Here is a 21,397-nt window from a genome sequence, read left to right on the forward strand (position 1 = left end):
CATGGTAGCGGGTCCGTCGCGATGAAGGCGACCGCCGTCTTCACGACGTCATGGCGTATCCGGTCGACCCAGGTGGAAGCCCTGGCCGAACGGAACCCCGAGTTCCATCAGGGTGCGCAACTGGCCCTCGGTTTCGACACCTTCGGCGATGAGTTCCGCACGCGTGCCGTCCGCAAACGTGAGCAGGGCGGAAATCAACGACTGCAGCCGCGGGCGCGTGTCCACGTCGCGGATCAGGGTGATGTCCAGCTTGATGATGTCCGGCGCCAGCCGCAGCACGTGGCGCAGGCTGGAGAATCCGGCGCCGGTGTCATCCACCGCGATCCGCAACCCGGCCTGCTGGTAACGGGCAAGGCAGTCGGCGAGGCGTGCGTAGTCGTCCACCGCGGTGTGTTCGGTGATCTCCAGCACGATGCGGCGCATGTCGTGCCCGGCCAACAGCGCCGACAGCCGATCGCTGCAGGCGCTTTCGGGCGACACGTTGATGGCGAGGTAGGCGTCGGCGGGAACCTCGTGCAGCCGCGCCAGTGCGCCGGCCGCCGCGGCCAGTTCCAGCTTCACGCTCAGGCCGCATTGCGCCGCGTCTTCGAACCAGCGATCCGTCGACAGATCGTATTCCAGCGGGAAGCGGGCCAATGCTTCGTACCCGACAACCGCGCGGTCGGAAAGACGGACGATAGGCTGCAGCGCCATCGGCATCGGCTCGATGCCGAGCACCTCGTGCAGCCGCGCGCGCGCATCCACTACCTGCTGCCGTTCGCGCTCGCCACGCCCGATCCGCGCGTCCAGTGCAGCGCGCATCTGCGCGTGCTCGATGGCCTTGTACAGGCTGGCGGCAACCAGCGTGCTCAACTGCTCCAGCGTATGGCGATCGGTGTCGTCATAGGCATCGGGAAGCGCCGCTATGACCTTCAACACGCCGACCACCTGGCTGCGGAATCGCAGTGGCGCCACCAACATGGAACGCAAACCCACGCTACGGCAGGCATCGCGATTGACGCGCGGATCGGTCTCGCTGTCGTCGCAGCGCAGCACGCGGTCTTCCTCGATGCAGCGCCCGGTCAGGCTGCCAGCCAACGGCATGCTGAAACCCACCTGGCTCTGCGCGATGCCACTGGCAGACCAGTAGCGCATGTGGTCCCCATCGCGGATCTCGAGCACGGCACCGTCCGAGCCGGTGAGTTCCTGCGCCCGCCGGGTGATGGCGTCGACCACGTCCTGGGGATCCGGACCTGCCGCGGCGATCTCGCCCTGCGCAGCGACGATCCGCGTCAACAGCGCGATCGCGCCGGCATCGTCGCCTCCCCCCTCTGCTTCCCCGCGTGCCAACGCACGCTGACGGCGCGCCGCTGCCAATGACGCCAGTTTCGGATCCCGACTCATCCCCCGACGCTCCCTGCCGATGATGGAAACCTCATCGCGACCGCCTGCATGGCCGCGGCGCGCTGTCACGATCCTAGACAGGTGCCGGATCGCTGTCGAGTACACGCGTTTACCTTCGACTTTCTTTCACCCGCCCTTCACCACCACGCCAATACCCGACGCATCGATGTCATCGGCCACACGCTGCAGGCTGGCCACGTCCACCTGTTCGGCAAACCCGATGCGGAAATGCACATCCCCGTCCGGCGTGCGCGAGGAATGGATCGAGGACAGGCTGATGTCGTGGCGCTCGAAGACATGCAGCAGGGCCCGCAGCGAGCCCGGCCTGTCTTCCGGAAGGTGCACGCTCAAGGCACGCCGGCCGGCGAGATCCGCGAGCAGGTATCCGACGCGCTCGTAGGTGTAGTTGCCCTCCTGCAATGCCCGAGTGCCGATGGCATCGCGATTGGCATGCAGGAATTCGTGGCGGAACGCCGCGCGTGCCGCATCGGTGCCCTCGCCCACCAGTTCGGCCATGCGGGCGATCTGCCGGCCCATGGCCTCAAGTGTTTCCCGCGCGTAGGGATTGCCGAACTGGATGTCCTCGTAGATGGCCGGGTTCAACGACAGGATGCGCGCGATGATGGCCGCGTCCATTTCGAACGATGCCGAACGGAACGGCAGCAACGCGGCAAGGTCGCCAACATGCGGGGCCTGCCCGCGCAGCACGCCAGCCTGCGCCAGGTGCGAGGCGTGCACCATCGCCTGCACCAGCGCCATGATGCGGTCGTGCTGCTCGGGGCTGGACCGCACGCACTCGGCCTCCAGCGATCGCAGCAGCGCCTGCAACCAGGGACGCCAGTGCTCGAGTCGTGCTTCGCACACCACCATCACCCGGCCCTTCAGCGTCGGCGCCTTGGGCGGCGCAGTCATCGGATGCAGGCCTGCCACCTCGGCGCGTGACTGCAGCATCGCCGCCACGGGCGCCCCCTTGATCGAGGTGATGTCCAGCCACAGCTTGCCCGACTCGCTGCCGTCGGCAAGTTCGACATAGCGGTGGATCAGGTCACAGGTGTGGCGGATGGGCGCGGAAAACACCAGTACATCGGCGCGATGTACCAGTTCCACCTCGTCCATCGCTGCGGGATCCGCGGGGTCGCACCCGATGACGTCCAGCCCCATGCGATCGTTGAAGAACCGGCGTAGCCACCGCCCGTAAGCGCCTGCGCTGCCAACGATGCCAATCAGGGGTCCAGACATGGAAAGGGCTCCGCGAAGGAGCCCCATTCTAGAAGCAAGGCATGCCGCCGGATCACGACGTCATGCGGTCCCAGAAGCCCCTGACGCCATCGAGGAACGTGGCCGACTTGGGCGAGTGCTTGCGCGCTTCCTCGCCGCCGAAGGTGGCTTCGAACTTCTGCAGCAGCTCACGCTGTTCGGTGGTCAGGTTGACCGGCGTCTCGACCACCACGCGGCAGTACAGGTCGCCTTCGCTGCGGCTGCGCACCGACTTGACGCCCTTGCCGCGCAGGCGGAACAGCTTGCCGGTCTGGGTCTCGGCCGGAATTCGGATCTCCGCTTCTCCATTGAGCGTGGGCACGCGCACGGTGTCGCCCAGCGCGGCCTGCGAGATGCGGATGGGCACTTCGCAATGCAGGTCATCGCCGTCGCGCTGGAAGATGTCGTGCTCGCGTACGCGCACTTCCACGTACAGGTCGCCCGGCGGCGTGCCGGGCGGACCGGCCTCGCCCTCGCCGGTCAGGCGGATGCGGTCGCCATTGTCCACGCCGGCGGGAATCTTGACCGACAGGACCTTCTCTTCCTCCACGCGGCCTGCGCCATGGCAGTGCGTGCAGGGGCTCTTGATGGTCTGCCCACGGCCACCGCAGGCCGGGCATGCCTGCTGCATGGCGAAGATGCCACGCTGCATGCGCACGTTGCCGCGCCCACCGCAGGTGGTGCAGGTTTCGACCTTGCCGTCTTCCGAACCGGATCCGTTGCAGGGCTCGCACGCGACCAGCGTGGGGATCTCGATGCGCTTCTCGATGCCGGCGACGGCTTCTTCAAGGTCGAGTTCCATCACGTAACCGACGTCGGCACCCCGCCGTGCCGCGCGCGCGCCGCCCCCGCCGAAGATGTTGCCGAAGATGTCGCCGAAGATGTCGCCCATGTCGGGCGCGCCATGCCCTCCGCCGCCGCCCATGCCATGCTCGAACGCCGCATGGCCGTGCGCGTCGTACGCGCGCCGCTTGGCACCGTCCGTCAACACTTCGTAGGCTTCCTTGCATTCCTTGAACGCCGCCTCCGCCGCCGCATCACCGGGATTGCGGTCGGGATGGTGCTTCATCGCACAGCGGCGGTAAGCCTTCTTCAGGTCTTCTTCGCTGGCGTCGCGGGCCACGCCCAGGACTTCGTAATAGTCGCGTTTGCTCATGGTGCCGGATCAGGGGACTCGTGATGGGTTTCGCGGAAACAACACGGCGGCGGAAAACCGGGCTTCGGATGACGAAAGAGCGGAGCCACGGCTCCGCTCCTTCGGATCACGATTCCCGGATCACGAATTACTTCTTCTCGTCATCCTTCACTTCGGTGAACTCCGCATCCACCACGTCGTCGGCAGCGGCATTGCCTTGGCCGGCATCGGCCGCACCGGGCTGTTCCGAAGCGGCGGCCGCGGCGTACAGCGACTGGGCGGCTTCTTCCAGCGCCTTGGCCTTGGCTTCGATCTGCGCCTTGTCGTCGCCCTTCATGGCGGTGTCGAGGTCCGCGATAGCGGCTTCGACGCGGCCGATCACGTCACCCGGCACCTTGCTGCCGTGCTCGGTGATGGCGCTGCGGGTGGCGTGCAGCAGGCCATCGGCCTGGTTGCGCGTCTGCACCAGTTCCTGGAACTTCTTGTCTTCCTCGCGGTGCGCCTCGGCGTCCTGCACCATGCGCTGGATCTCTTCCTCGGACAGGCCCGAACCGGCCTTGATCTCGACCTTCTGTTCCTTGTTGGTCTTCTTGTCCTTGGCCGACACGTGCAGGATGCCGTTGGCGTCGATGTCAAAGGACACCTCCACCTGCGGCATGCCGCGCGGCGCCGGCTCGATGCCGGACAGGTCGAACTTGGCCAGCGACTTGTTGAAGCGGGCCTGCTCGCGCTCACCCTGAAGCACGTGCACCGTCACCGCGGACTGGTTGTCCTCGGCGGTGGAGAAGGTCTGCGAGGCCTTGGTCGGGATGGTGGTGTTCTTCTCGATGATCTTGGTGAACACGCCGCCCAGGGTCTCGATGCCAAGGCTCAGCGGAGTCACGTCGAGCAGCAGCACGTCCTTGACGTCGCCGGCGAGCACGCCGCCCTGGATCGCGGCGCCCAGCGCCACGGCTTCGTCCGGGTTGACGTCCTTGCGCGGTTCCTTGCCGAAGAACTCGGCCACCGCCTGCTGCACCTTCGGCATGCGGGTCTGGCCGCCGACCAGGATCACCTCGCCGATGTCGCTGGCGCGCAGGCCGGCGTCGTTCAGCGCGATGCGGCAGGGCTCGATGGTCTTCTTCACCAGGTCTTCCACCAGCGCTTCCAGCTTGGCGCGGGTCAGCTTGATGTTGAGGTGCTTCGGACCGGAGGCGTCGGCGGTGACGTACGGCAGGTTCACTTCGGTCTGCTGCGAGCTGGACAGCTCGATCTTGGCGCGTTCGGCGGCGTCCTTCAGGCGCTGCAGGGCCAGCGGATCCTTGCGCAGGTCGATGCCCTGGTCCTTCTGGAACTCTTCGACGAGGTAGTCGATGACGCGCTTGTCGAAATCTTCGCCGCCCAGGAACGTGTCGCCGTTGGTGGCCAGCACTTCGAACTGCTTCTCGCCGTCGACGTTGGCGATCTCGATGATGGACACGTCGAACGTGCCGCCACCCAGGTCATAGACGACGATCTTGCGGTCGGCGCCGCCGTCGCCCTTGTCCAGGCCGTAGGCCAGCGCGGCCGCAGTGGGCTCGTTGATGATGCGCTTGACGTCCAGGCCGGCGATCTTGCCGGCGTCCTTGGTGGCCTGGCGCTGGCTGTCGTTGAAGTAGGCCGGCACGGTGATGACGGCTTCGGTGACGGTCTCGCCCAGGAAGGCTTCGGCCGTCTTCTTCATCTTTTCCAGGATGCGCGCGGAGATTTCCTGCGCCGACAGCTTCTTGCCGTCGGAAGTCTGCACCCAGGCGTCGCCGTTCTCATGCGGAATGATGGCGTACGGGACCAGGTCCAGGTCCTTCTTGACTTCGGCGTCGGTGAACTTGCGGCCGATCAGGCGCTTCACCGCGTAGAAGGTGTTCTTCGGGTTGGTGACCGCCTGGCGCTTGGCCGACGCGCCCACCAGTACTTCGCCGTCCTTGGTGTAGGCGACGATGGAGGGCGTGGTGCGGTCGCCTTCCGAGTTTTCGATGACGCGGGCCTTGCCGCCGTCCATGATCGCCACGCACGAGTTGGTCGTGCCCAGGTCGATGCCGATGATCTTGCCCATGTGGATTTCGCTCCGTAGCAAATTCTGGTGTTGGCCGGCCATCGGCCGGGTTGATGGTCCCGATATAGGGATGCGATGGCGCGGTTCAAGCGCCCTCGCGATGTCATTCAGTCGTGTCTGGCGACCACGACCAGCGCCGGGCGCAGCAGGCGACCGTTGAGCAGGTAGCCCTTCTGGAAGACCTGCAGCACGCTGCCCGGGTCCGCGCCGGCAGCGTCGGCCTGGCTGATGGCCTGGTGGTGGTCGGGGTTGAAGGCTTCGCCCGTGGGGTCAAGCAGCGTCAGCCCGTTGTCGCCGGCCACCTTGAGCAACTGCTTGTAGGTCAGTTCGAGCCCGTCACGCAGCGGGCTGGCCTCGCTCCCGGCCGCGGCGAGGCCGGCGTCCAGGCTGTCGAAGACCGGCAGCAGGTCGCCCAGCAGGCGCTCGTTGGCGAACTTGCGGGCCTGTTCGATATCGCGCGCCACGCGCTTGCGCTGGTTGTCCAGGTCGGCGCGCTCCAGCAGGGACGCGGCGCGCAGCTGGTCCACTTCGTTCCGAAGCGTCTCCAGTTCGGCGATCAGGGGGTTGTCGGTGTCCTGGGGCGCGTTGTCGTGTCCCAGGTCGGCATCATGGTCGTTTTGGTTCATCTCGGGTCCCATGGCGGCAAGTCCGGCCGCCCAAGCCCCAACCTATGGGGCCGGCGTTTCCGGATTCAAGGCCGCGCCCAGCACATCGGCCGCCGCCTGCACCACCGGAATCACCCGGTCGTAGGCCATCCGGGTGGGGCCGATGACCCCCAGCACGCCCAGCACCTGCCCGCCCGCCATGTAGGGCGCGGTGACCACGGAAACGCCGTCGTGCGGCGCCAGGCCGGTTTCCTCGCCGATGAAGATGCGCACGCCGGGCGCGCGGATCGTGCGCTCCAGCAGCTGCAGGATCTCGCGCTTGCGGGCGAAGGCCTCGAAGAGTTCGCGCAGGCGCTCGAGGTCGGACAGCTCCTGCACGCCCATCAGCCGGGTCTGGCCCGCCAGCACCACGTCGTCGTTGGGGGGGGTCAGGGCCTGTTCGGCCAGCTCGATGGATTCGGCCAGCAGGCCCTCCATCTCGCTCTGTGCGCGGCGCAGGTCATGCAGCAGGCCGGCCCGGATCTCGGACAGCGGCCGGCCGGCGAACTGGGTATTCAGGTAGTTGGCGATGCGCTCCAGCTCGGACCGCTCATAGGCCCGCCGCGGTTCGATGACCCGGTTCTGCACGTCGTTGTCGGCGAACACCAGGATCGCCAGCACGCGCTTGCCATCCAGCGGCACGAAATCGATGTAGCGGAAGGCGAACTGCTCGCGCTTCGGCACGCTGACGACGCCCACGAAGTGGGTCATTGCCGACAGCAGTTCCGACGCGTTGCCGAGCAGCGCCTGCGTGCCGGCGCCACTGGGCAGCTCGGAGCGCAGTCGCGCCACTTCGGCATCGCCCAGCGACTTCACCTGCACCAGGCTGTCGACGAACACCCGATAACCCTGCGGGGTCGGGATGCGGCCGGCGGAGGTATGCGGCGAACTGAGCAGCCCCACTTCCTCGAGCTCGGCCAGGATGTTGCGGATCGTCGCCGGGCTGATCTCGAGGCCGGCATGGCGTGCGAGTGTCTGCGACCCCACGGGCTCGCCGTCGCGGATGTAGCGCGAGATCAGCGCCCGCAGCAGCTGGCGGGCGCGGGGATCCAGGGCGGGCGACGGCAAGTTCATGATGGTTAGATAGCGGTGCGACACGGGGTTTGCAAGCACGGGCCGTCGCCGGTGTCGCAGAACCTGAGCCGGTACGCATTACAATCCGGCCCCATGCTCAGACACCTCGCCATCAAGGATTTCGCCGTCGTCCGCGCTGCAGAGCTGGAGTTCGGGGACGGCATGACGGTCATTTCGGGCGAAACCGGCGCCGGCAAGTCGCTGCTGGTGGACGCCCTGGGATTCCTGTCGGGACTGCGTGCCGACAGCGGCGTGGTACGCCACGGTGCCGACCGCGCGGAGCTGTCGGCCGAGTTCCACCCCGCAGCCGATTCGCCCGCGCAGGCGTGGCTCACCGAGAACGAACTGGACGACGAAGGCCCTTGCCAGCTGCGGCGGGTCATCCGCGCCGATGGCGGTTCGCGCGCCTGGATCAACGGCCGCAGCGTCACCCTGACCCAGCTGTCCGACCTGGCCAGCCGACTGGTGGAAATCCACGGCCAGCACGAACACCAGGCGCTGCTGGCCCGCACCAGCCAGCTGGCGCTGCTGGACGCCTTCGCCCGCAATCACGACCAACTGGCCGACGTGCGTGCCGCTGCTCAGCAGTGGTCCGCCCTGCTCCGTGAGCGTGAACAACTGTCCGGCCAGGGCGACGTGTCCGACCGCATCAACTACCTGGAACACCAGCACGCCGAGCTCCAGCGCGAAGACCTGGCGCCAGCCGCACTGGAAAGCCTGGTCGCCGGCCACCGCCGGCAGGCGCATGCGGCCGGCCTGATCCAGGCCTGCGACACCGCGCTGGCGCAGTTGGCCGACGACGAAGGCCCCTCGCTGGCCCGCCAGCTGCAGCAGACCCGCGCAGACCTGGCCCGGCAGGCCGAGCACGAACCGCGCCTGCGCGACGTGGACGCCCTGCTGGAAGGCGCCGGCATCCAGATCGAGGAAGCGCTGTCGTTGCTGGTGCAGGTGCGCGAGGATCTGGAGGCCGAGCCTACCCAGTTCGACGAACTGGAGCGCCGCCTGGCCCGCGTGCACGACCTCGCCCGCAAGCATCGGGTACCGCTGGACGGCCTGCAGGAGCAGCACGACCGCATCGCGGCCGAACTGGAGTCGCTGCGCGGTGCCGGCGAACGCCTGGTCAAGCTCAATGGCGAGATCGATGCCGCACGGACCCACTGGCGCACCGCGGCCGCCGCACTGACCCGCAGCCGCCAGCGGGCGGCCAAGGCGCTGGGCGAGGCGACGACCGCCCTGATCGGCGAACTGGGCATGGGCGGTGGACGATTCGAGGCAGCGCTGGAGCCGCAGGAAGGCGAACGCCCCGACCCGACCGGCGCCGAGCGAGTGGAATTCCTGGTCTCGGCCAATGCCGGCCAGCCGCCGCGTCCGCTGCGCAAGGTGGCCTCCGGTGGCGAACTGGCGCGCATTTCACTGGCCATCGAAGTGGCCGCACTGGGCCTGGACGCCGTGCCGACCATGGTCTTCGACGAAGTGGATACCGGCATCGGCGGCGCCGTGGCCGAAATCGTCGGCCAGAAGCTGCGTGCGCTGGGCGCGCAGCGACAGGTGCTGTGCGTGACCCACCTGCCGCAGGTGGCGGCGCAGGGCCATGCCCACTACCGCGTCAGCAAGGCGCCGGTGGAAGGCATGACCCAGAGCGCCGTCGAGAAGCTGGGCGCGAAGCAGCGCGAGGAAGAGCTGGCCCGCATGCTGGGCGGCGTGGAAGTCAGCAAGGAAGCCCACGCGGCCGCCAAGCGGCTGCTGGCCAACGCGGTCTGATCCGTTCCAGTGCCTGATCTTGTGGGAGCGACGTCAGTCGCGATCGGGCTTTACCGGTCCGGCTTCGCCACTGACGTCGCTCCCACGCCTCTGCACCAGGGGGACGATCAGCGCTTCTTGCGCACGTAGAGCACCAGCGAGTGCTCTTCCAGTTCGTAGCCGTGCTTGGCGGCGATCTCGCGCTGCAGCTTCTCGATCTCGCTGCTCTCGAACTCGATGATCTTGCCGGTGTCCACGTCCACCATGTGGTCGTGGTGGCCGCCGCGGTCGAGCTCGTAGACAGCCTGGCCGCCCTCGAAGTTGTGCTTCAGCACCAGGCCCGCGGCCTCGAACTGCGTCAGCACGCGGTAGACGGTGGCCAGACCTATCTCGTCGCCGTGGTCCAGCAACTGGCGGTAGATGTCTTCGGCACTCAGGTGGTGCTGCGCGCTCTTCTGCTCCAGCAGCTCCAGGATCCGCATGCGCGGATGGGTGACCTTGAGGCCAACTTTGCGAAGGTCCTGCGATTCCATGGCGTCTCCGTTCACTCTCGGTTTAGCGCCAGCTGCCTGTAGCTCGGTTGCGGCGGTCGCCGGGAGTGTATCATCGGCGCGGTTTCCCACTGTATGTGTCCCATGCGCAAATTCCTGCTGGTTGCCGTCCTCGCCTCCGCCACTGCCGGCTGCGGCATCCTGTACAAGCAACCGATCTACCAGGGCAACCTGATCGAGAAGACCGCGGTGGACCAGCTGGCCGTCGGCCAGAGCAAGCAGCAGGTGCAGGCGCTGCTGGGCAGCCCGTCCATCGCCGATCCGTTCCATGCCCAGCGTTGGGATTACACCGCCTCGCAGCGCATCAACCGTCGTGGCGACACCGAGATCAAGAACCTGTCGCTGGTGTTCGACGGCAACACGCTTGCGAGCTGGGAAGGCGAATACTTCCCCGAGGCCGACCTGGAACTGTCGCGCGAAGTGCGCAAGTTCGGTCCCAACCTGGCCAAGGAAAAGAAGAAGGGCGGCCGCCGCTAAGGCGCCGTCCTGCGGGCGCGCCGCCGGCGCGCCTCCTTCGGGTCCATCTGCAGCGGCCGCAGCACTTCCACCCGGTCGCCATCGTTCAGCACCGTTTCCGGCGTAACCAGCACGCCATGCACGGCCAACGCCGACGCTTCTTCCAACCCCTCGAAACCGCATGCGGCCAACGCATCGGCGACCCGCGCGCCCGCAGGCAGGTCCTGGGTGACGGATTCGAAACGGTGCGGCCACGCGCGGATCACCTCCACCCGCATGTCATTCCCCGCGGTCGGCGGCGCGGACGAAATCGTCCACCATCCGGTCGGCCAGGGTCTGGAAGCCGATCGCCATGGCCGGCGCCAGCAGGCGGCTGGACGGCTCGAACTCCAGCGTCAGCGTGACCTTGCAGGCGGATTCGTCCAGCGCGTGGAAATCCCAGCGTCCGTGCAGCTTGCGGAACGGCCCGTCGACCAGGTTCATGTCGATGCGGTGCGGGCGGTCCAGGGTGTTTTCGGTGGTGAACCAGGTGCTCAGCGAGCCCAGCCCCAGGTCCAGCCGGGCCACCAGCCGGCCGGCGTCCTGTTCGATCAACTGGGCCGCACTGCACCAGTCGAAGCGACGGGGATAGGCGGCCACGTCGTTGACCAGGTCGAACATGCGGGCGGCCGAATGTTCGACCAGGGCGCTGCGGCGGATCGTGTGCATGTGGCTCGCGTGTGGTTCCGCCTTGGGCGACAATGGACGGATGGGCAAGAAACCGGACAAGAATAAAGCAACGGGCACGATCGCGCTGAACAAGCGCGCCCGCCACGAGTACCACCTGGAACAGCGCTACGAAGCGGGCCTGTCGCTGCAGGGGTGGGAGCTCAAGGCGATCCGTGCCGGTCGCGCCAACATCACCGAGGCCTACGCCACCATCCGCAATGGCGAGATCTTCCTGTTCGGCGCGCAGATCACCCCGCTGATCCAGGCGTCGACGCACGTGGTGACCGACGACCGCCGTACCCGCAAGATGCTGCTGCACCGGAACGAGATCGACAGCCTGATCGGCAAGGTCGAACGCGACGGCTACACGCTGGTACCCACGTCGCTCTACTGGAAAGGCAACAAGGTGAAGGCCGAGGTCGCGCTGGCCAAGGGCAAGCAGACCCACGACAAGCGCGCCACCGAGAAGGACCGCGACTGGGCACGCGAGAAATCCCGCGTGATGCGCCGGCACAACCGCGACGCGTGAAACGCGGCCTTGCGTGGGAGCGACGTCAGTCCCCTAAGTGAAGCCCGGTTGACCCCGTTCCGCCCCGATCCTTGTAACCACCCCACCCCGCCCCTACACTGCAAGGGTCAGGATGTTTCTGGCTCCCGGGGGTGCACTGGCTTCGACGGGGGTCGCGAAGTTGCCTGGTGCATGCCGAGGGGGTAGCTTTCCTCGTAAATCCAGCTGCAAAACTCTAGTTGCCAACGACGACAACTACGCTCTCGCCGCTTAAGGCGTAAGCCCCGAACCCACTTGTGCCCGTGCTCGTGGATGTAGGGTCATTATCACGGAACCGGCTGTGACGGCTGCCTGTCAGTCATGGCTTAACCAAAACAGGCTGGTCACCGGGTGCGCTTTGCGTGCCGTGCTGCTCGGGGGCGAGATCTAACGGAACGCTAAGCATGTAGTACCGGGGATGGAGTGCCCTCGGACGGGGGTTCAATTCCCCCCACCTCCACCATCTCTAACAAGAAGCCGGAACCGCGAGGTGCCGGCTTTCTTGTTTGCGGCGACGACATCCACGCACCCGCCGTGCCAGTGGGTTTGCCTTCGTCGTGTCTTCACGGCGGTAAAACGCGCTGCCGCTAAATTCATGCGCATGAGCATTCCGGGCGCATCGCTGGACATCCCGACGCCTCAGCCGATCAGCCTGTCCGCCAGTGCCAGGCTCCGGCTGTACGAGACGATCCTGCAGGCCACGCCCGACCTGGTCTACGTCTTCGACCTGCAGCACCGCTTCATCTATGCCAATGAGGCGCTGCTGGCCATGTGGGGCTGCAGCCTGGACGAGGCGATGGGCAAGACCTGCCTGGAACTGGGCTACGAGCCCTGGCATGCCGCGATGCACGACGAGGAGATCGAACGCGTCATCGCGACCCGCCAACCGATCCGCGGCGACGTGCCCTTCATCCATCATGTCCTTGGCCGGCGCATCTACGACTACATCTTCACGCCGGTGATCGGTCCGGATGGTGCCGTCGAGGCCATCGCCGGCACCACGCGCGACGTCACCGACCGCACCCTGCAGGAAGAAGCCCTGCAGCAGAGCGAGCGCCGCTTCAGCGCAATGGTCAACGCGAGCTCGGACCTGCTCTACCGGATGAGCCATGACTGGCGGGAGTCGGAAATCATCGGCGGCCGGCAGGTGGGCAGCCTGCCATCGGGCGCGGCCGACTGGATGGATTACATCCACCCCGAAGACCGCCTGCGCGTGGCCACCGCCGTGCAGCGTGCGCGCGACACGGTCATGCCGTTCGAGACCGAGCACCGCATATCGCGCGACGAAGGCCAGTGGAGCTGGGTTTCCTCGCGCGCCGTGCCGATCCAGGACGACGGCAAGGTCATCGAATGGTTCGGCGCCGCCACCGACATCACCGGGCGCGTGCGCAACGAGGAACACCTGCGCCTGCTGGTCAACGAGCTGAACCACCGGGTGAAGAACACGCTGGCGATCGTGCAGTCGATCGCCACCCAGACGCTGCGCAACAACGCCGACCCCGCGCTCGCGGCCGCGCAGATCGAATCTCGCCTGCTGGCGCTGTCGCAGGCACACGATGTGCTCACCCGGAAGAACTGGGAAGGCGCGCGCGTCGAGGACATCGTGCGCACCGCCATCGCACCCGTCGCCGGCGGCGATGCCTCCGCCCAGTTCGAGGTCACCGGGCCCGACATCTGGCTTGACCCGCGCCGCGCACTGGCGCTGTCCATGGCGCTGCATGAGCTATGCACCAACGCGATGAAATATGGCGCGCTTTCCGTGCGCGAAGGCCGCGTGCGCATCCAGTGGGCGCAAGACGTCTCCGGCGACCAGGCCACCTTCCAGCTGACCTGGTGCGAGCGCGGTGGCCCTGCCGTCACCGCACCCAGCAGGCGCGGTTTCGGTTCGCGGCTGGTCGAACGCGGCCTGCGGCATGACCTGGGCGGCGACGTGCAGCTGGAATTCGCACCCGAAGGCGTGGCCTGCCACATCAAGGCCCCCCTTCCCCTGCCATCCGCCTGAGGCCCGCATGTCACCCCGAGTGCTGATCGTTGAAGACGAATCGATGTTGCTGATGCTGCTGGAGGACCTGTTGCCCGAGATGGGCTACCAGGTCGCGGGCGCGGCCGGCACGGTGAAGGATGCGCTGTCGGCCCTGGAGCGGCTGGAGATCGATGTCGCCGTCGTCGACGTGAACCTGGGCGGCACCGAGTCCTTCCCGGTGGCTGACGCTCTGGCCGAACGCGGCATCCCCTTCGTGTTCACCACCGGCTACGGAGCGCGGGGCCTGCCCGCGCACTACGCGGGCACCGGCGTGCTGCAGAAGCCCTTCCGCAAGCAGGATCTCGAAACCGCGCTGCTGAAGCTCGGCGTGCGATGACCGTGTCGCGACGCTAGAGCAGCTTCGCCATGCAGACGGCCGAGGCCGGGCAGAGCGTGCGGAACTCCGCCGCCTGCTGCATCGCCGCCGGCGCCGCATCGCGACGGATCAGCGTGTAACCGTTGCCTTCGAAGAAGGTCTGCGCGGTCTGCGTCAGCAGGACCAGTTCGGTCACTCCCTGGCTGCGGGCATGGTCTTCAAGCTGCGCCACCAGACGGCGACCCGTACCCTGCCCCCTCCGCGCCGCAACGACCGCGAGCGAGCGCAGCAGGCCGGCCGGACCGAAGCGCTGCAGGCCGATGACGCCGGTGATCGCGGCCTCGTGCTCCTCGACCAGGAAGAAAACCTCGGCATCGGCCAGGTCCTCGGTGGGGAGCGCATCCTGCTGGAGCAGCACGACGATGCCTGGCAGGTCGTGATCCGTGGCGGCACGCAGTAGCGTCATTGTTCTTCCATCCGGGATGAGGGATCCGCGTCCAACAGCCATGCGGCGAGTGCCGTCGCCACCAGCGCACCGGCCAACTGGGCGATCACGAATCCTGCCATGTCCTCGGGGCGGATGCCGGAAAACGTCTGCGTCAACGACCGCGCCAGCGTCACCGCCGGGTTGGCGAAGGACGTGCTGGCGGTGAACCAGTACGCGGCGAAGATATAGCTGGCCACCAGCGCGGGCACCGCCTGCAGCCGGTAACGCACGCCCAGCAGGATGGTCATCACCAGCCCGCAGGTGGCCACGCCCTCGCTGAGCCACTGCGCGGCACCCGTGCGGGCCTGGGTGCCGGGCTGCAGCAGCGGCAGCTCGAACATGGCGTGCGCCAGCAGCACGCCGGCCACGGCGCCCAGGCATTGCACCAGCAGGTAGGCAAGCGCCGTCGTGGTCGGCAGCTCGCCGCGCAGGCGCATCACCAGCGTCACCACGGGATTGAAGTGCGCACCCGACACCGGGCCCAATGTCGTGATCAGCACGTAGAGCGCGCCCGCCGTGGCCGCGGCGTTGGCGAGCAGCGCGATGGCCGCGTTTCCCTGGCTGAGGGTCTGCCCCATGATCCCGGAGCCCACCACGGTGGCGAGCAGCACGGCGGTACCGACGAACTCGGCCAGCAGGCGCCGACGCATCACAGGGAATCCAGCAGCGCCTTCACCCGCGTGGATATCTCGTCGCGTACCGCGCGATACCCGGCGTCATCCATGTCGCGCGGGTCCGGCAGGCCCCAGTCCTCGCGGCGGCGTGCGGGAATCCACGGGCAGTCATCCCCGCAGCCCATGGTGATCACCGCATCGAACTCGCCTTCCACGTCGTCCAGCGACTTCGACGCGTGCGTGGTCAGGTCGTAATCCAGCTCACCCATGAAGCGCACCGCCTTCGGGTTGATGCGGCCGGAAGGACGCGAGCCGGCGCTGAAGGCTTCCACGCCGTCGCCCCCGTGGAGGCGTGCGAAGGCTTCCGCCATCTGGCTGCGGTTGGAGTTTTCGATGCAGACGAAAAGGACGCGTTTCGGGGTCATGTTGATCGCACGTGGAGGAAGGGAGAAGAAAGGAGGCCGCGGTCAGGCCGTGCCGAAGGCGCGCAGTTTTTCCTCGCGCGCCATCGCATCGAGTTTTTCCAGGGGCAGCGCCAGCAGCAGTTCGATGCGGCGGCGGAGCGTGACCCAGGCATCCATGAAGGCGGACATGTCATCGGGCGACTTCGCCGGGTCCGGCACGCCCCAGTGGGCAAGCACGGGTTGCCCCGGCCACACGGGGCAGGCTTCGCCGGCGGCCTTGTCGCACACGGTGATGACGAAATCGAGGTCGGCGGCACCCGACGCGGCGAACTCGTCCCAGTTCTTGCTCCGCAGCGGCGCGGTGTACCCGAGTTCGCGGATCAGTCGTGCCGCCAGCGGCTGCACGTCACCGGTGGGCGTGCTGCCCGCGCTGAAGGCCTGGAATCGACCCTTGCCCAGGACGTTGAGCAACGCCTCCGCCATCTGGCTGCGCGCGGAATTGCCTGTGCAGAGGAAAAGAACGCGATAGGTCATGACAGAGGCTCACCAGGGGAAAGGGAGTTCAGCAGGCGCAGGCATCGCTCGCCGGTGCGCACTCGACGACGGTCGCGCCCGCGCAGCAGTTGTGGGTCAGGTAGTCGACCAGGCCATTCATCGCCGCGAAGTTGGCGCGGTAGCACACGTGGCGGCCCTGGCTTTCGCTCTCCACCAGGCCGGCCAGCAGCAGCTCCTTCAGGTGGAAGGACAGCGTGGCCCCCGGCACGCCCAGCGCCTGGCCGATGTCGCCGGCCATCCTGCCCGCCGGGCCCGCTTCCACCAGCAGACGGTAGGCGGCCAGCCGGGTCGCGTGGCCCAGGGCGGTGAGTGCGGTGATTGCCTGATTCGTTTCCATGATTCTAGAATAATGGAATGAATGACCTCCGACAATCCCCTGCCGACCCCCTTCCCCACCTCGACCAAGCCCTGCTTCCGGGCCCCCAGCACGACGGGCCCGAGTCCGATGCGCTGGGCCACCCGCCCCGCATCCTGCTGCTGTACGGCTCGCTGCGGCCCACCTCCTTCAGCCGAAAGCTGGCGCTGGAAGCCGAACGCATCCTCCGCCACCTGGGCGCGGAGACGCGCGTCTTCGACCCGCACGATCTGCCCATGCTCGACAGCGTCGGCAAGGACCACCCCAAGGTCCAGCAGCTGCGTGCATGGTCGCAATGGTCAGAGGGCCAGGTATGGGTGTCGCCCGAGCGCCACGGCACCGTGACCGGCGTGTTCAAGAACCAGATCGACTGGCTGCCGCTGGAAGACGGCAGCGTGCGCCCCACGCAGGGCAGGACGCTGGCGGTGATGCAGGTCTGCGGCGGCTCGCAGTCCTTCAACGTGGTCAACACGCTGCGGGTGCTGGGGCGCTGGATGCGCATGGTCACCATCCCCAACCAGTCGTCCGTGGCCAAGGCCTGGCAGGAGTTCGACGACAACGGCCGCATGAAGCCCTCGCCCTACTACGACCGCGTCGTCGACGTCATGGAAGAGCTGGTGAAGTTCACCCGGCTGGTGCGCGGGCGCAGCGACTACCTGGTGGACCGCTACAGCGAACGCAAGGGCGCCCTCGCCGCCCGCGCGCTGGCCGAGGCCGCACAGGTGGTCGAAACCGGCACCTGATGCGGCTAGGCGCCCACCATCAGGCTCAGGCCAGCGTCGGCAACCGCGCCAGCAACTTGTCCAGCGTGATCGGATAGTCGCGTACGCGGATGCCGGTGGCGTTGTGGATGGCATTGGCGATCGCCGCACTGACGCCGCACAGGCCCAGCTCGCCCACGCCCTTGGCCTTCATCGGCGAGGACTTGTCGTCGGTTTCGTCCAGGAAGACCACCTCCTGGTGCGGCACGTCGGCATGCACGGCCACTTCATAGCCGGCCAGGTCGTGGTTGACGAAGAAGCCCAGCCGCTTGTCGACCGCCAGTTCCTCGGACAGCGCGCCCCCGATGCCCATCGTCATCGCCCCGATCACCTGGCTGCGCGCCTGCTTGGGGTTGAGGATGCGGCCTGCGGCGCACACCGCCAGCATGCGGCGGATGCGCGACTCGCCGGTGGCGACGTCCACGCCCACTTCGACGAAGTGCGCGGCGAACGTGGACTGCTGGAATTTCTTGGTCAGGTCGCCGAACTCGATGGTGTCCTCCACCACCAGTTCGCCATCGCGCGCCGCCTCGGCCAACGATGCGGTGCGTCCGCCCGCACGGACCTTGCCGTCCACGAACTCAGCCTGCGCCGCATCCAGCCCCAGCTTCTCCGCGACGGTCTGCCGCAGTTTCATGCAGGCGGCGTAGACGCCCGCGGTGGCACTGTTCGCGCCCCACTGGCCGCCGGAACCCGCCGACACCGGGAAATCCGAATCGCCCAGCCGCACCACCACCTTCTCCAGCGGCACGCCCATCACCTCGGCGGCGGTCTGCGCGATGATGGTGTAGCTGCCGGTGCCGATGTCGGTCATGTCGGTTTCCACCGTGACCTTGCCGTCGCCAGCCAGCCGCACGCGCGCGGCCGACTTCATCACCAGGTTGTTGCGGAAGCCCGCGGCCACGCCCATGCCGACCAGCCAGCGACCGTCGCGCACGCGGCCCGGCGAGGTGCTGCGCTTGTTCCAGCCGAAGCGCTCGGCGCCGGTCTGCAGGCATTGCACCAGCTGCCGCTGCGAGAACGCGCGCTCCGGTTTTTCCGGGTCCACCTGGGTGTCGTTGAGCACGCGGAACGCCACCGGGTCCATGCCCAGCTTCTCCGCCATCTCGTCCATCGCGATTTCCAGCGCCATCAGCCCCGGCGCTTCGCCCGGCGCGCGCATCGCATTGCCTTCCGGCAGGTCGAGCGTGGCCAGCCGCGCCTGCAGCTGGCGGTTGGCGCCGGCATACAGCAGGCGCGTCTGCTGGATCGCATTCTCGATGCCGCCGCCCGGCAGGTCGCCCGACCAGCTCTGGTGGCCGATGGCGGTCAGCTTGCCGTCGGCGGTGGCGCCCAGCCGGATGCGCTGGATGGTGGCGGGACGGTGCGTGGTGTTGTTGGCGATCAGCGGGCGCGGCAGGGCGACCTTCACCGGCCTGCCGGCCGCGCGCGCGCCCAGCGCCGCCAGCACCGCATCGGCGCGCACGAACAGCTTGCCGCCGAAACCGCCCCCGATGTACGGCGACACCAGGCGCACGTTCTCCTCCGGGATGCCCAGCGTCTTGGCCACGTCGCCGCGGCCCCACGCGATCATCTGGTTGGACGTCCACACGGTGAGTTTCTCGCCTTCCCAGGCGGCGATGGAGGCATGCGGTTCCATCATCGCGTGCGACTGGTCGGGCGTGGTGTAGGTGGCATCCAGTTGCACGGGTGCGGCCGCGAAGGCGCCTTCGAAATCGCCCACTGAAATATCGGGCTGGTCGCGCTCGGACACCACCGCACTGTCTTTTGCAGCGGCCAGGTCGAACGCGCCGCGCGTGCGGTCGTACTGGATGCGCACCAGTCCGGCGGCGGCACGCGCCTGCTCGAAGGTTTCCGCCACGACCAGCGCCACCGCCTGGTGGTAATGCTGGATCTCGGGGCCGCCCAGCAGCTTGGCGGTGTTGAAGTTGCCCTTGGCCAGCGTGCCGGCGTTGGCGGCGGTGACGATGGCCAGCACGCCCGGCGCCTTGCGCGCGGCGTCCAGGTCCATCGAGGCGATGCGGCCCTTGGCGATGCCGGCGCCGATCACGTGGCCGTAGGCGGGGTTCGGCGCGACGGCATGCTGCTCGTAGGCATAGGGCGCGGTGCCGGTGGTTTTCAGCGGCCCGTCGATGCGGTCCAGCGGTTTGCCGACCACCTTCAGCTGGTCGACGGGATTGGTGGTGGCGGGGGTATCGAATTTCATGGCGTCACTCCTTCGCCTCGGCCAGTACCGAGGCCAGCGTGCGCTCGGCCAACAGCAGCTTGAATGCGTTGTGCTCGGTGGGCCTGGCGCCGGCGAACAGGCGGTCGGTCACCGCCTTGGCGCCGTTCGGCAGTTCGGCCTCGGCCGCTTCGTCTCGCCACGGGGTGTAGGCCACGCCACCGACGGCCACGCGGCCGCTGCCGTCGCGCTGCACCACCGCCGCCACCGACACCAGCGCGAATGCATACGACGCGCGGTCGCGCACCTTGCGGTAGACCTGGGTGCCGCCGACCGGCTTGGGCAGGGTCACCGAGGTGATCAGTTCGCCCTTCGCCAGCACCGTGTCCAGGTGGGGCGTGGCGCCGGGGGCGCGATAGAAGCCAGACAGCGGCACGCTGCGTTCGGTGCCATCGGGCTGCACCGTCTGCACGGTGGCATCCAGCGCGCGCAGCGCTACCGCCATGTCGCCCGGATAGGTGGCGATGCACGCATCGCTGCCGCCGATCACCGCCAGTTGCCGGCTGACGCCTTCCAATGCGCCGCAGCCACTGCCGGGCAGGCGCTTGTTGCAGGGCTGGTGCGTGTCGTAGAAGTACGGGCAGCGCGTGCGCTGCAGCAGGTTGCCGGCGGTGGTGGCCTTGTTGCGCAGCTGCCCCGACGCGCCCGCGAGCAGCGCGCGCGACAGCACGCCGTAGTCGCGGCGCACGCGCGCATCGCTGGCCAGGTCGGTGTTGCGGACCAGCGCGCCGATCTTCAGCCCGCCCTCGGGCGTGGGCTCGATCCGGTCGAGCTGCAACGGATTGACGTCGACCAGATGGGTGGGCGTTTCCACTTCCAGCTTCATCAGGTCGAGCAGGTTGGTGCCGCCGGCGATGAAGCGCGCGCCTGGCTTGGCGGCGACCGCCGCCGCCGCGGCCGCGGGCGAGGTGGCGCGTTCGTAGGTGAAGGCCTTCATGCGCGGCTCCCGGCGACATCGGTGATCGCATCGATGATGTTGGAGTACGCGCCGCAGCGGCAGAGGTTGCCACTCATGCGCTCGCGGATTTCCTCCGCCGTGACCCTGGGCCGGGCCGTCAGCGTGCCGCTGACCAGGCTGGGCACGCCGTCCTTGATCTCCTCCAGCACCGCCACCGCCGAGCAGATCTGTCCGGGCGTGCAGTAGCCGCACTGGTAGCCGTCGTGCTTGATGAAGGCGGCCTGCATGGGATGCAGCTTGTCGGGCGTACCGAGGCCTTCGATGGTGGTGATGCGGTCGCCGTCGTGCATCACCGCCAGGGTCAGGCAGGCGTTGATGCGCCGGCCGTTGACCATCACCGTGCAGGCACCGCACTGGCCGTGGTCGCAGCCCTTCTTGGTGCCGGTCAGGTGCAGGTGCTCGCGCAGGGCGTCGAGCAGGCTGGCGCGGGTATCCAGTTCCAGCGTCTCGGTCTTGCCGTTCACTTCGAACGCGACCTTCGACATCACCGGGGGCTGCGCGGGCGCGGTACCGCCCTGGGCGAGTGCGACGGCGGGAACGGCGGCGACGGTGGCCGAGGTGGCCCCGGCCTTGAGCAGTTCCCGCCGGGTGAGGGTGAGGTTCCGCAGGTCATCCACGGGCTGTTTCCTGTTCTGGCTGGCGAGGGGGCTGGCACGACGGCCGCAGCGTAAGACAGGGAACGTAGGCCCGATGTGAGCATGCCCCCTGCCCCGTCCGTTTTAGCAGGGCCGGCGCCGTGCGCCGCCTCGCTCCGGCGCGCGGATCGCACGGCTGGTCGCAGGGGCGGCCCCAGGCCCCCCGTCGATGGGCCTTCTTGCACCGTCGACCAGGCCCTCACCGCCCTCCGCAACCCGACCGCCGGGCTCAATGTGAGAGAGATGGCACTCCCATCGCCATCGATGGCTCGCAGAAAGCCATCCCATCGCGCTCCGATTCCCAGCCGCCGGGCTCAACGTGAGAGAGATGGCTTTCCGGAAGCCATCGATGGCATTCCGAATGTCATCCCATGGCACGCCGAACCCCATCTGCCGGGCTCAATGTGAGAGTGATGGGGCTCCGATGGCGATCGATGGCATTCGGAAAGCCATCCCATGACACTCCGAACCCCCTCTGCAAGGCTCAACGTGAGAAGGA

General features: G+C 67.8%; 22 protein-coding genes, 1 other RNA gene and 2 pseudogenes. 8 read left to right on the forward strand and 17 right to left on the reverse strand.

Translation table 11 applies throughout. The features are described 5' to 3' along the window. Positions 1-48: 48 nt before the first annotated feature. The 6 genes from OVA13_RS04910 to hrcA all read right to left on the reverse strand — a co-directional run bounded on the left by OVA13_RS04910 (position 49) and on the right by hrcA (position 7,564). A complete protein-coding gene (locus OVA13_RS04910; RefSeq protein ID WP_267792682.1) occupies positions 49-1,383 on the reverse strand; it encodes a sensor domain-containing phosphodiesterase in 1,335 nt (444 codons plus the stop codon). A gap of 126 nt (positions 1,384-1,509) precedes the next feature. Then, entirely contained in the window at positions 1,510-2,622 is a 1,113-nt protein-coding gene (locus OVA13_RS04915; protein WP_267792683.1) for a prephenate dehydrogenase, read from the reverse strand. A gap of 52 nt (positions 2,623-2,674) precedes the next feature. Then, complete coding sequence (gene dnaJ, locus OVA13_RS04920; RefSeq protein ID WP_267792684.1) at positions 2,675-3,796, reverse strand: molecular chaperone DnaJ; 1,122 nt, start codon at positions 3,794-3,796, stop codon at positions 2,675-2,677. A gap of 127 nt (positions 3,797-3,923) precedes the next feature. Beyond that, the gene (gene dnaK / locus OVA13_RS04925; RefSeq protein ID WP_267792685.1) at positions 3,924-5,846 is read right to left on the reverse strand and encodes a molecular chaperone DnaK; all 1,923 of its coding nucleotides are present in this window, start codon (positions 5,844-5,846) and stop codon (positions 3,924-3,926) included. A 107-nt stretch (positions 5,847-5,953) separates the two neighbouring features. Then, entirely contained in the window at positions 5,954-6,472 is a 519-nt protein-coding gene (gene grpE, locus OVA13_RS04930) for a nucleotide exchange factor GrpE (RefSeq protein ID WP_267792686.1), read from the reverse strand. A 42-nt stretch (positions 6,473-6,514) separates the two neighbouring features. After that, positions 6,515-7,564, reverse strand: a complete 1,050-nt coding sequence (hrcA, locus tag OVA13_RS04935) for a heat-inducible transcriptional repressor HrcA (RefSeq protein ID WP_267792687.1) — start codon at positions 7,562-7,564, stop codon at positions 6,515-6,517. 93 nt (positions 7,565-7,657) lie between these two features. Between hrcA and recN the strand changes: the two genes are divergently transcribed. Then, positions 7,658-9,325 carry a DNA repair protein RecN gene (gene recN / locus OVA13_RS04940; protein ID WP_267792688.1) on the forward strand — a complete coding sequence of 556 codons (1,668 nt, stop codon included), beginning with the start codon at positions 7,658-7,660 and terminating at the stop codon, positions 9,323-9,325. A gap of 107 nt (positions 9,326-9,432) precedes the next feature. Here recN and fur read toward each other — a convergent pair whose 3' ends face one another. Further along, positions 9,433-9,837, reverse strand: coding sequence for a ferric iron uptake transcriptional regulator (gene fur, locus OVA13_RS04945; protein ID WP_187572453.1), 405 nt, complete (start codon positions 9,835-9,837; stop codon positions 9,433-9,435). Positions 9,838-9,939: 102 nt separating this feature from the next. On the opposite strand from fur, the gene bamE reads away from it, so the two are divergent. After that, positions 9,940-10,332, forward strand: a complete 393-nt coding sequence (gene bamE, locus OVA13_RS04950) for an outer membrane protein assembly factor BamE (RefSeq protein WP_267792689.1) — start codon at positions 9,940-9,942, stop codon at positions 10,330-10,332. On the opposite strand, the gene OVA13_RS04955 is transcribed toward bamE, so the two are convergent. Further along, complete coding sequence (locus OVA13_RS04955; protein WP_267792690.1) at positions 10,329-10,589, reverse strand: RnfH family protein; 261 nt, start codon at positions 10,587-10,589, stop codon at positions 10,329-10,331. The two genes, bamE and OVA13_RS04955, sit on opposite strands and share 4 nt — an antisense overlap. A gap of 1 nt (position 10,590) precedes the next feature. Further along, complete coding sequence (locus OVA13_RS04960) at positions 10,591-11,019, reverse strand: type II toxin-antitoxin system RatA family toxin (protein WP_267792691.1); 429 nt, start codon at positions 11,017-11,019, stop codon at positions 10,591-10,593. Positions 11,020-11,059: 40 nt separating this feature from the next. Here OVA13_RS04960 and smpB point away from each other — a divergent pair, with 40 nt between their 5' ends. The 5 genes and pseudogenes from smpB to OVA13_RS04985 all read left to right on the forward strand — a co-directional run bounded on the left by smpB (position 11,060) and on the right by OVA13_RS04985 (position 13,926). Then, positions 11,060-11,548: an SsrA-binding protein SmpB gene (smpB, locus tag OVA13_RS04965; RefSeq protein ID WP_267792692.1), complete on the forward strand. Its 489-nt coding sequence runs from the start codon at positions 11,060-11,062 to the stop codon at positions 11,546-11,548. Positions 11,549-11,675: 127 nt separating this feature from the next. Beyond that, positions 11,676-12,029, forward strand: a transfer-messenger RNA (tmRNA) gene (gene ssrA, locus OVA13_RS04970). A 138-nt stretch (positions 12,030-12,167) separates the two neighbouring features. Then, a pseudogene (locus OVA13_RS04975) lies at positions 12,168-12,584 on the forward strand (PAS domain-containing protein); the annotation flags it as partial. A gap of 132 nt (positions 12,585-12,716) precedes the next feature. Beyond that, positions 12,717-13,568 (forward strand): annotated as a pseudogene (locus OVA13_RS04980) (HWE histidine kinase domain-containing protein); the annotation flags it as partial. 7 nt (positions 13,569-13,575) lie between these two features. Further along, complete coding sequence (locus OVA13_RS04985) at positions 13,576-13,926, forward strand: response regulator (RefSeq protein ID WP_267792693.1); 351 nt, start codon at positions 13,576-13,578, stop codon at positions 13,924-13,926. 13 nt (positions 13,927-13,939) lie between these two features. On the opposite strand, the gene arsN2 is transcribed toward OVA13_RS04985, so the two are convergent. From arsN2 to OVA13_RS05010, 5 genes are read right to left on the reverse strand one after another with little or no spacing between them, the layout of a single operon-like run. Continuing rightward, positions 13,940-14,371 carry an arsenic resistance N-acetyltransferase ArsN2 gene (arsN2, locus tag OVA13_RS04990; RefSeq protein WP_267792694.1) on the reverse strand — a complete coding sequence of 144 codons (432 nt, stop codon included), beginning with the start codon at positions 14,369-14,371 and terminating at the stop codon, positions 13,940-13,942. Continuing rightward, positions 14,368-15,042, reverse strand: a complete 675-nt coding sequence (locus OVA13_RS04995; RefSeq protein ID WP_267792695.1) for an aquaporin — start codon at positions 15,040-15,042, stop codon at positions 14,368-14,370. Before OVA13_RS04995 ends, arsN2 begins: the two co-directional genes overlap by 4 nt. After that, positions 15,042-15,431 (reverse strand): arsenate reductase ArsC, encoded by a 390-nt coding sequence (locus OVA13_RS05000; protein WP_267792696.1) that lies wholly within the window; start codon positions 15,429-15,431, stop codon positions 15,042-15,044. The genes OVA13_RS04995 and OVA13_RS05000 overlap by 1 nt, the downstream gene beginning before the upstream one ends. Positions 15,432-15,473: 42 nt before the next feature. Further along, entirely contained in the window at positions 15,474-15,944 is a 471-nt protein-coding gene (locus OVA13_RS05005) for an arsenate reductase ArsC (protein WP_267792697.1), read from the reverse strand. 28 nt (positions 15,945-15,972) lie between these two features. Beyond that, positions 15,973-16,302 (reverse strand): ArsR/SmtB family transcription factor, encoded by a 330-nt coding sequence (locus OVA13_RS05010; RefSeq protein ID WP_267792698.1) that lies wholly within the window; start codon positions 16,300-16,302, stop codon positions 15,973-15,975. A gap of 17 nt (positions 16,303-16,319) precedes the next feature. Here OVA13_RS05010 and arsH point away from each other — a divergent pair, with 17 nt between their 5' ends. Continuing rightward, complete coding sequence (gene arsH / locus OVA13_RS05015) at positions 16,320-17,063, forward strand: arsenical resistance protein ArsH (protein WP_267792699.1); 744 nt, start codon at positions 16,320-16,322, stop codon at positions 17,061-17,063. A gap of 25 nt (positions 17,064-17,088) precedes the next feature. On the opposite strand, the gene paoC is transcribed toward arsH, so the two are convergent. From paoC to paoA, 3 genes are read right to left on the reverse strand one after another with little or no spacing between them, the layout of a single operon-like run. Beyond that, positions 17,089-19,287: an aldehyde oxidoreductase molybdenum-binding subunit PaoC gene (gene paoC, locus OVA13_RS05020; protein ID WP_267792700.1), complete on the reverse strand. Its 2,199-nt coding sequence runs from the start codon at positions 19,285-19,287 to the stop codon at positions 17,089-17,091. 4 nt (positions 19,288-19,291) lie between these two features. Beyond that, complete coding sequence (locus tag OVA13_RS05025; RefSeq protein ID WP_267792701.1) at positions 19,292-20,242, reverse strand: FAD binding domain-containing protein; 951 nt, start codon at positions 20,240-20,242, stop codon at positions 19,292-19,294. Then, the gene (gene paoA / locus OVA13_RS05030; protein WP_267793449.1) at positions 20,239-20,871 is read right to left on the reverse strand and encodes an aldehyde dehydrogenase iron-sulfur subunit PaoA; all 633 of its coding nucleotides are present in this window, start codon (positions 20,869-20,871) and stop codon (positions 20,239-20,241) included. The genes OVA13_RS05025 and paoA overlap by 4 nt, the downstream gene beginning before the upstream one ends. Positions 20,872-21,397: the final 526 nt, after the last annotated feature.

The organism is Pseudoxanthomonas sp. SL93, assembly GCF_026625825.1.
Taxonomy (GTDB): domain Bacteria; phylum Pseudomonadota; class Gammaproteobacteria; order Xanthomonadales; family Xanthomonadaceae; genus Pseudoxanthomonas_A.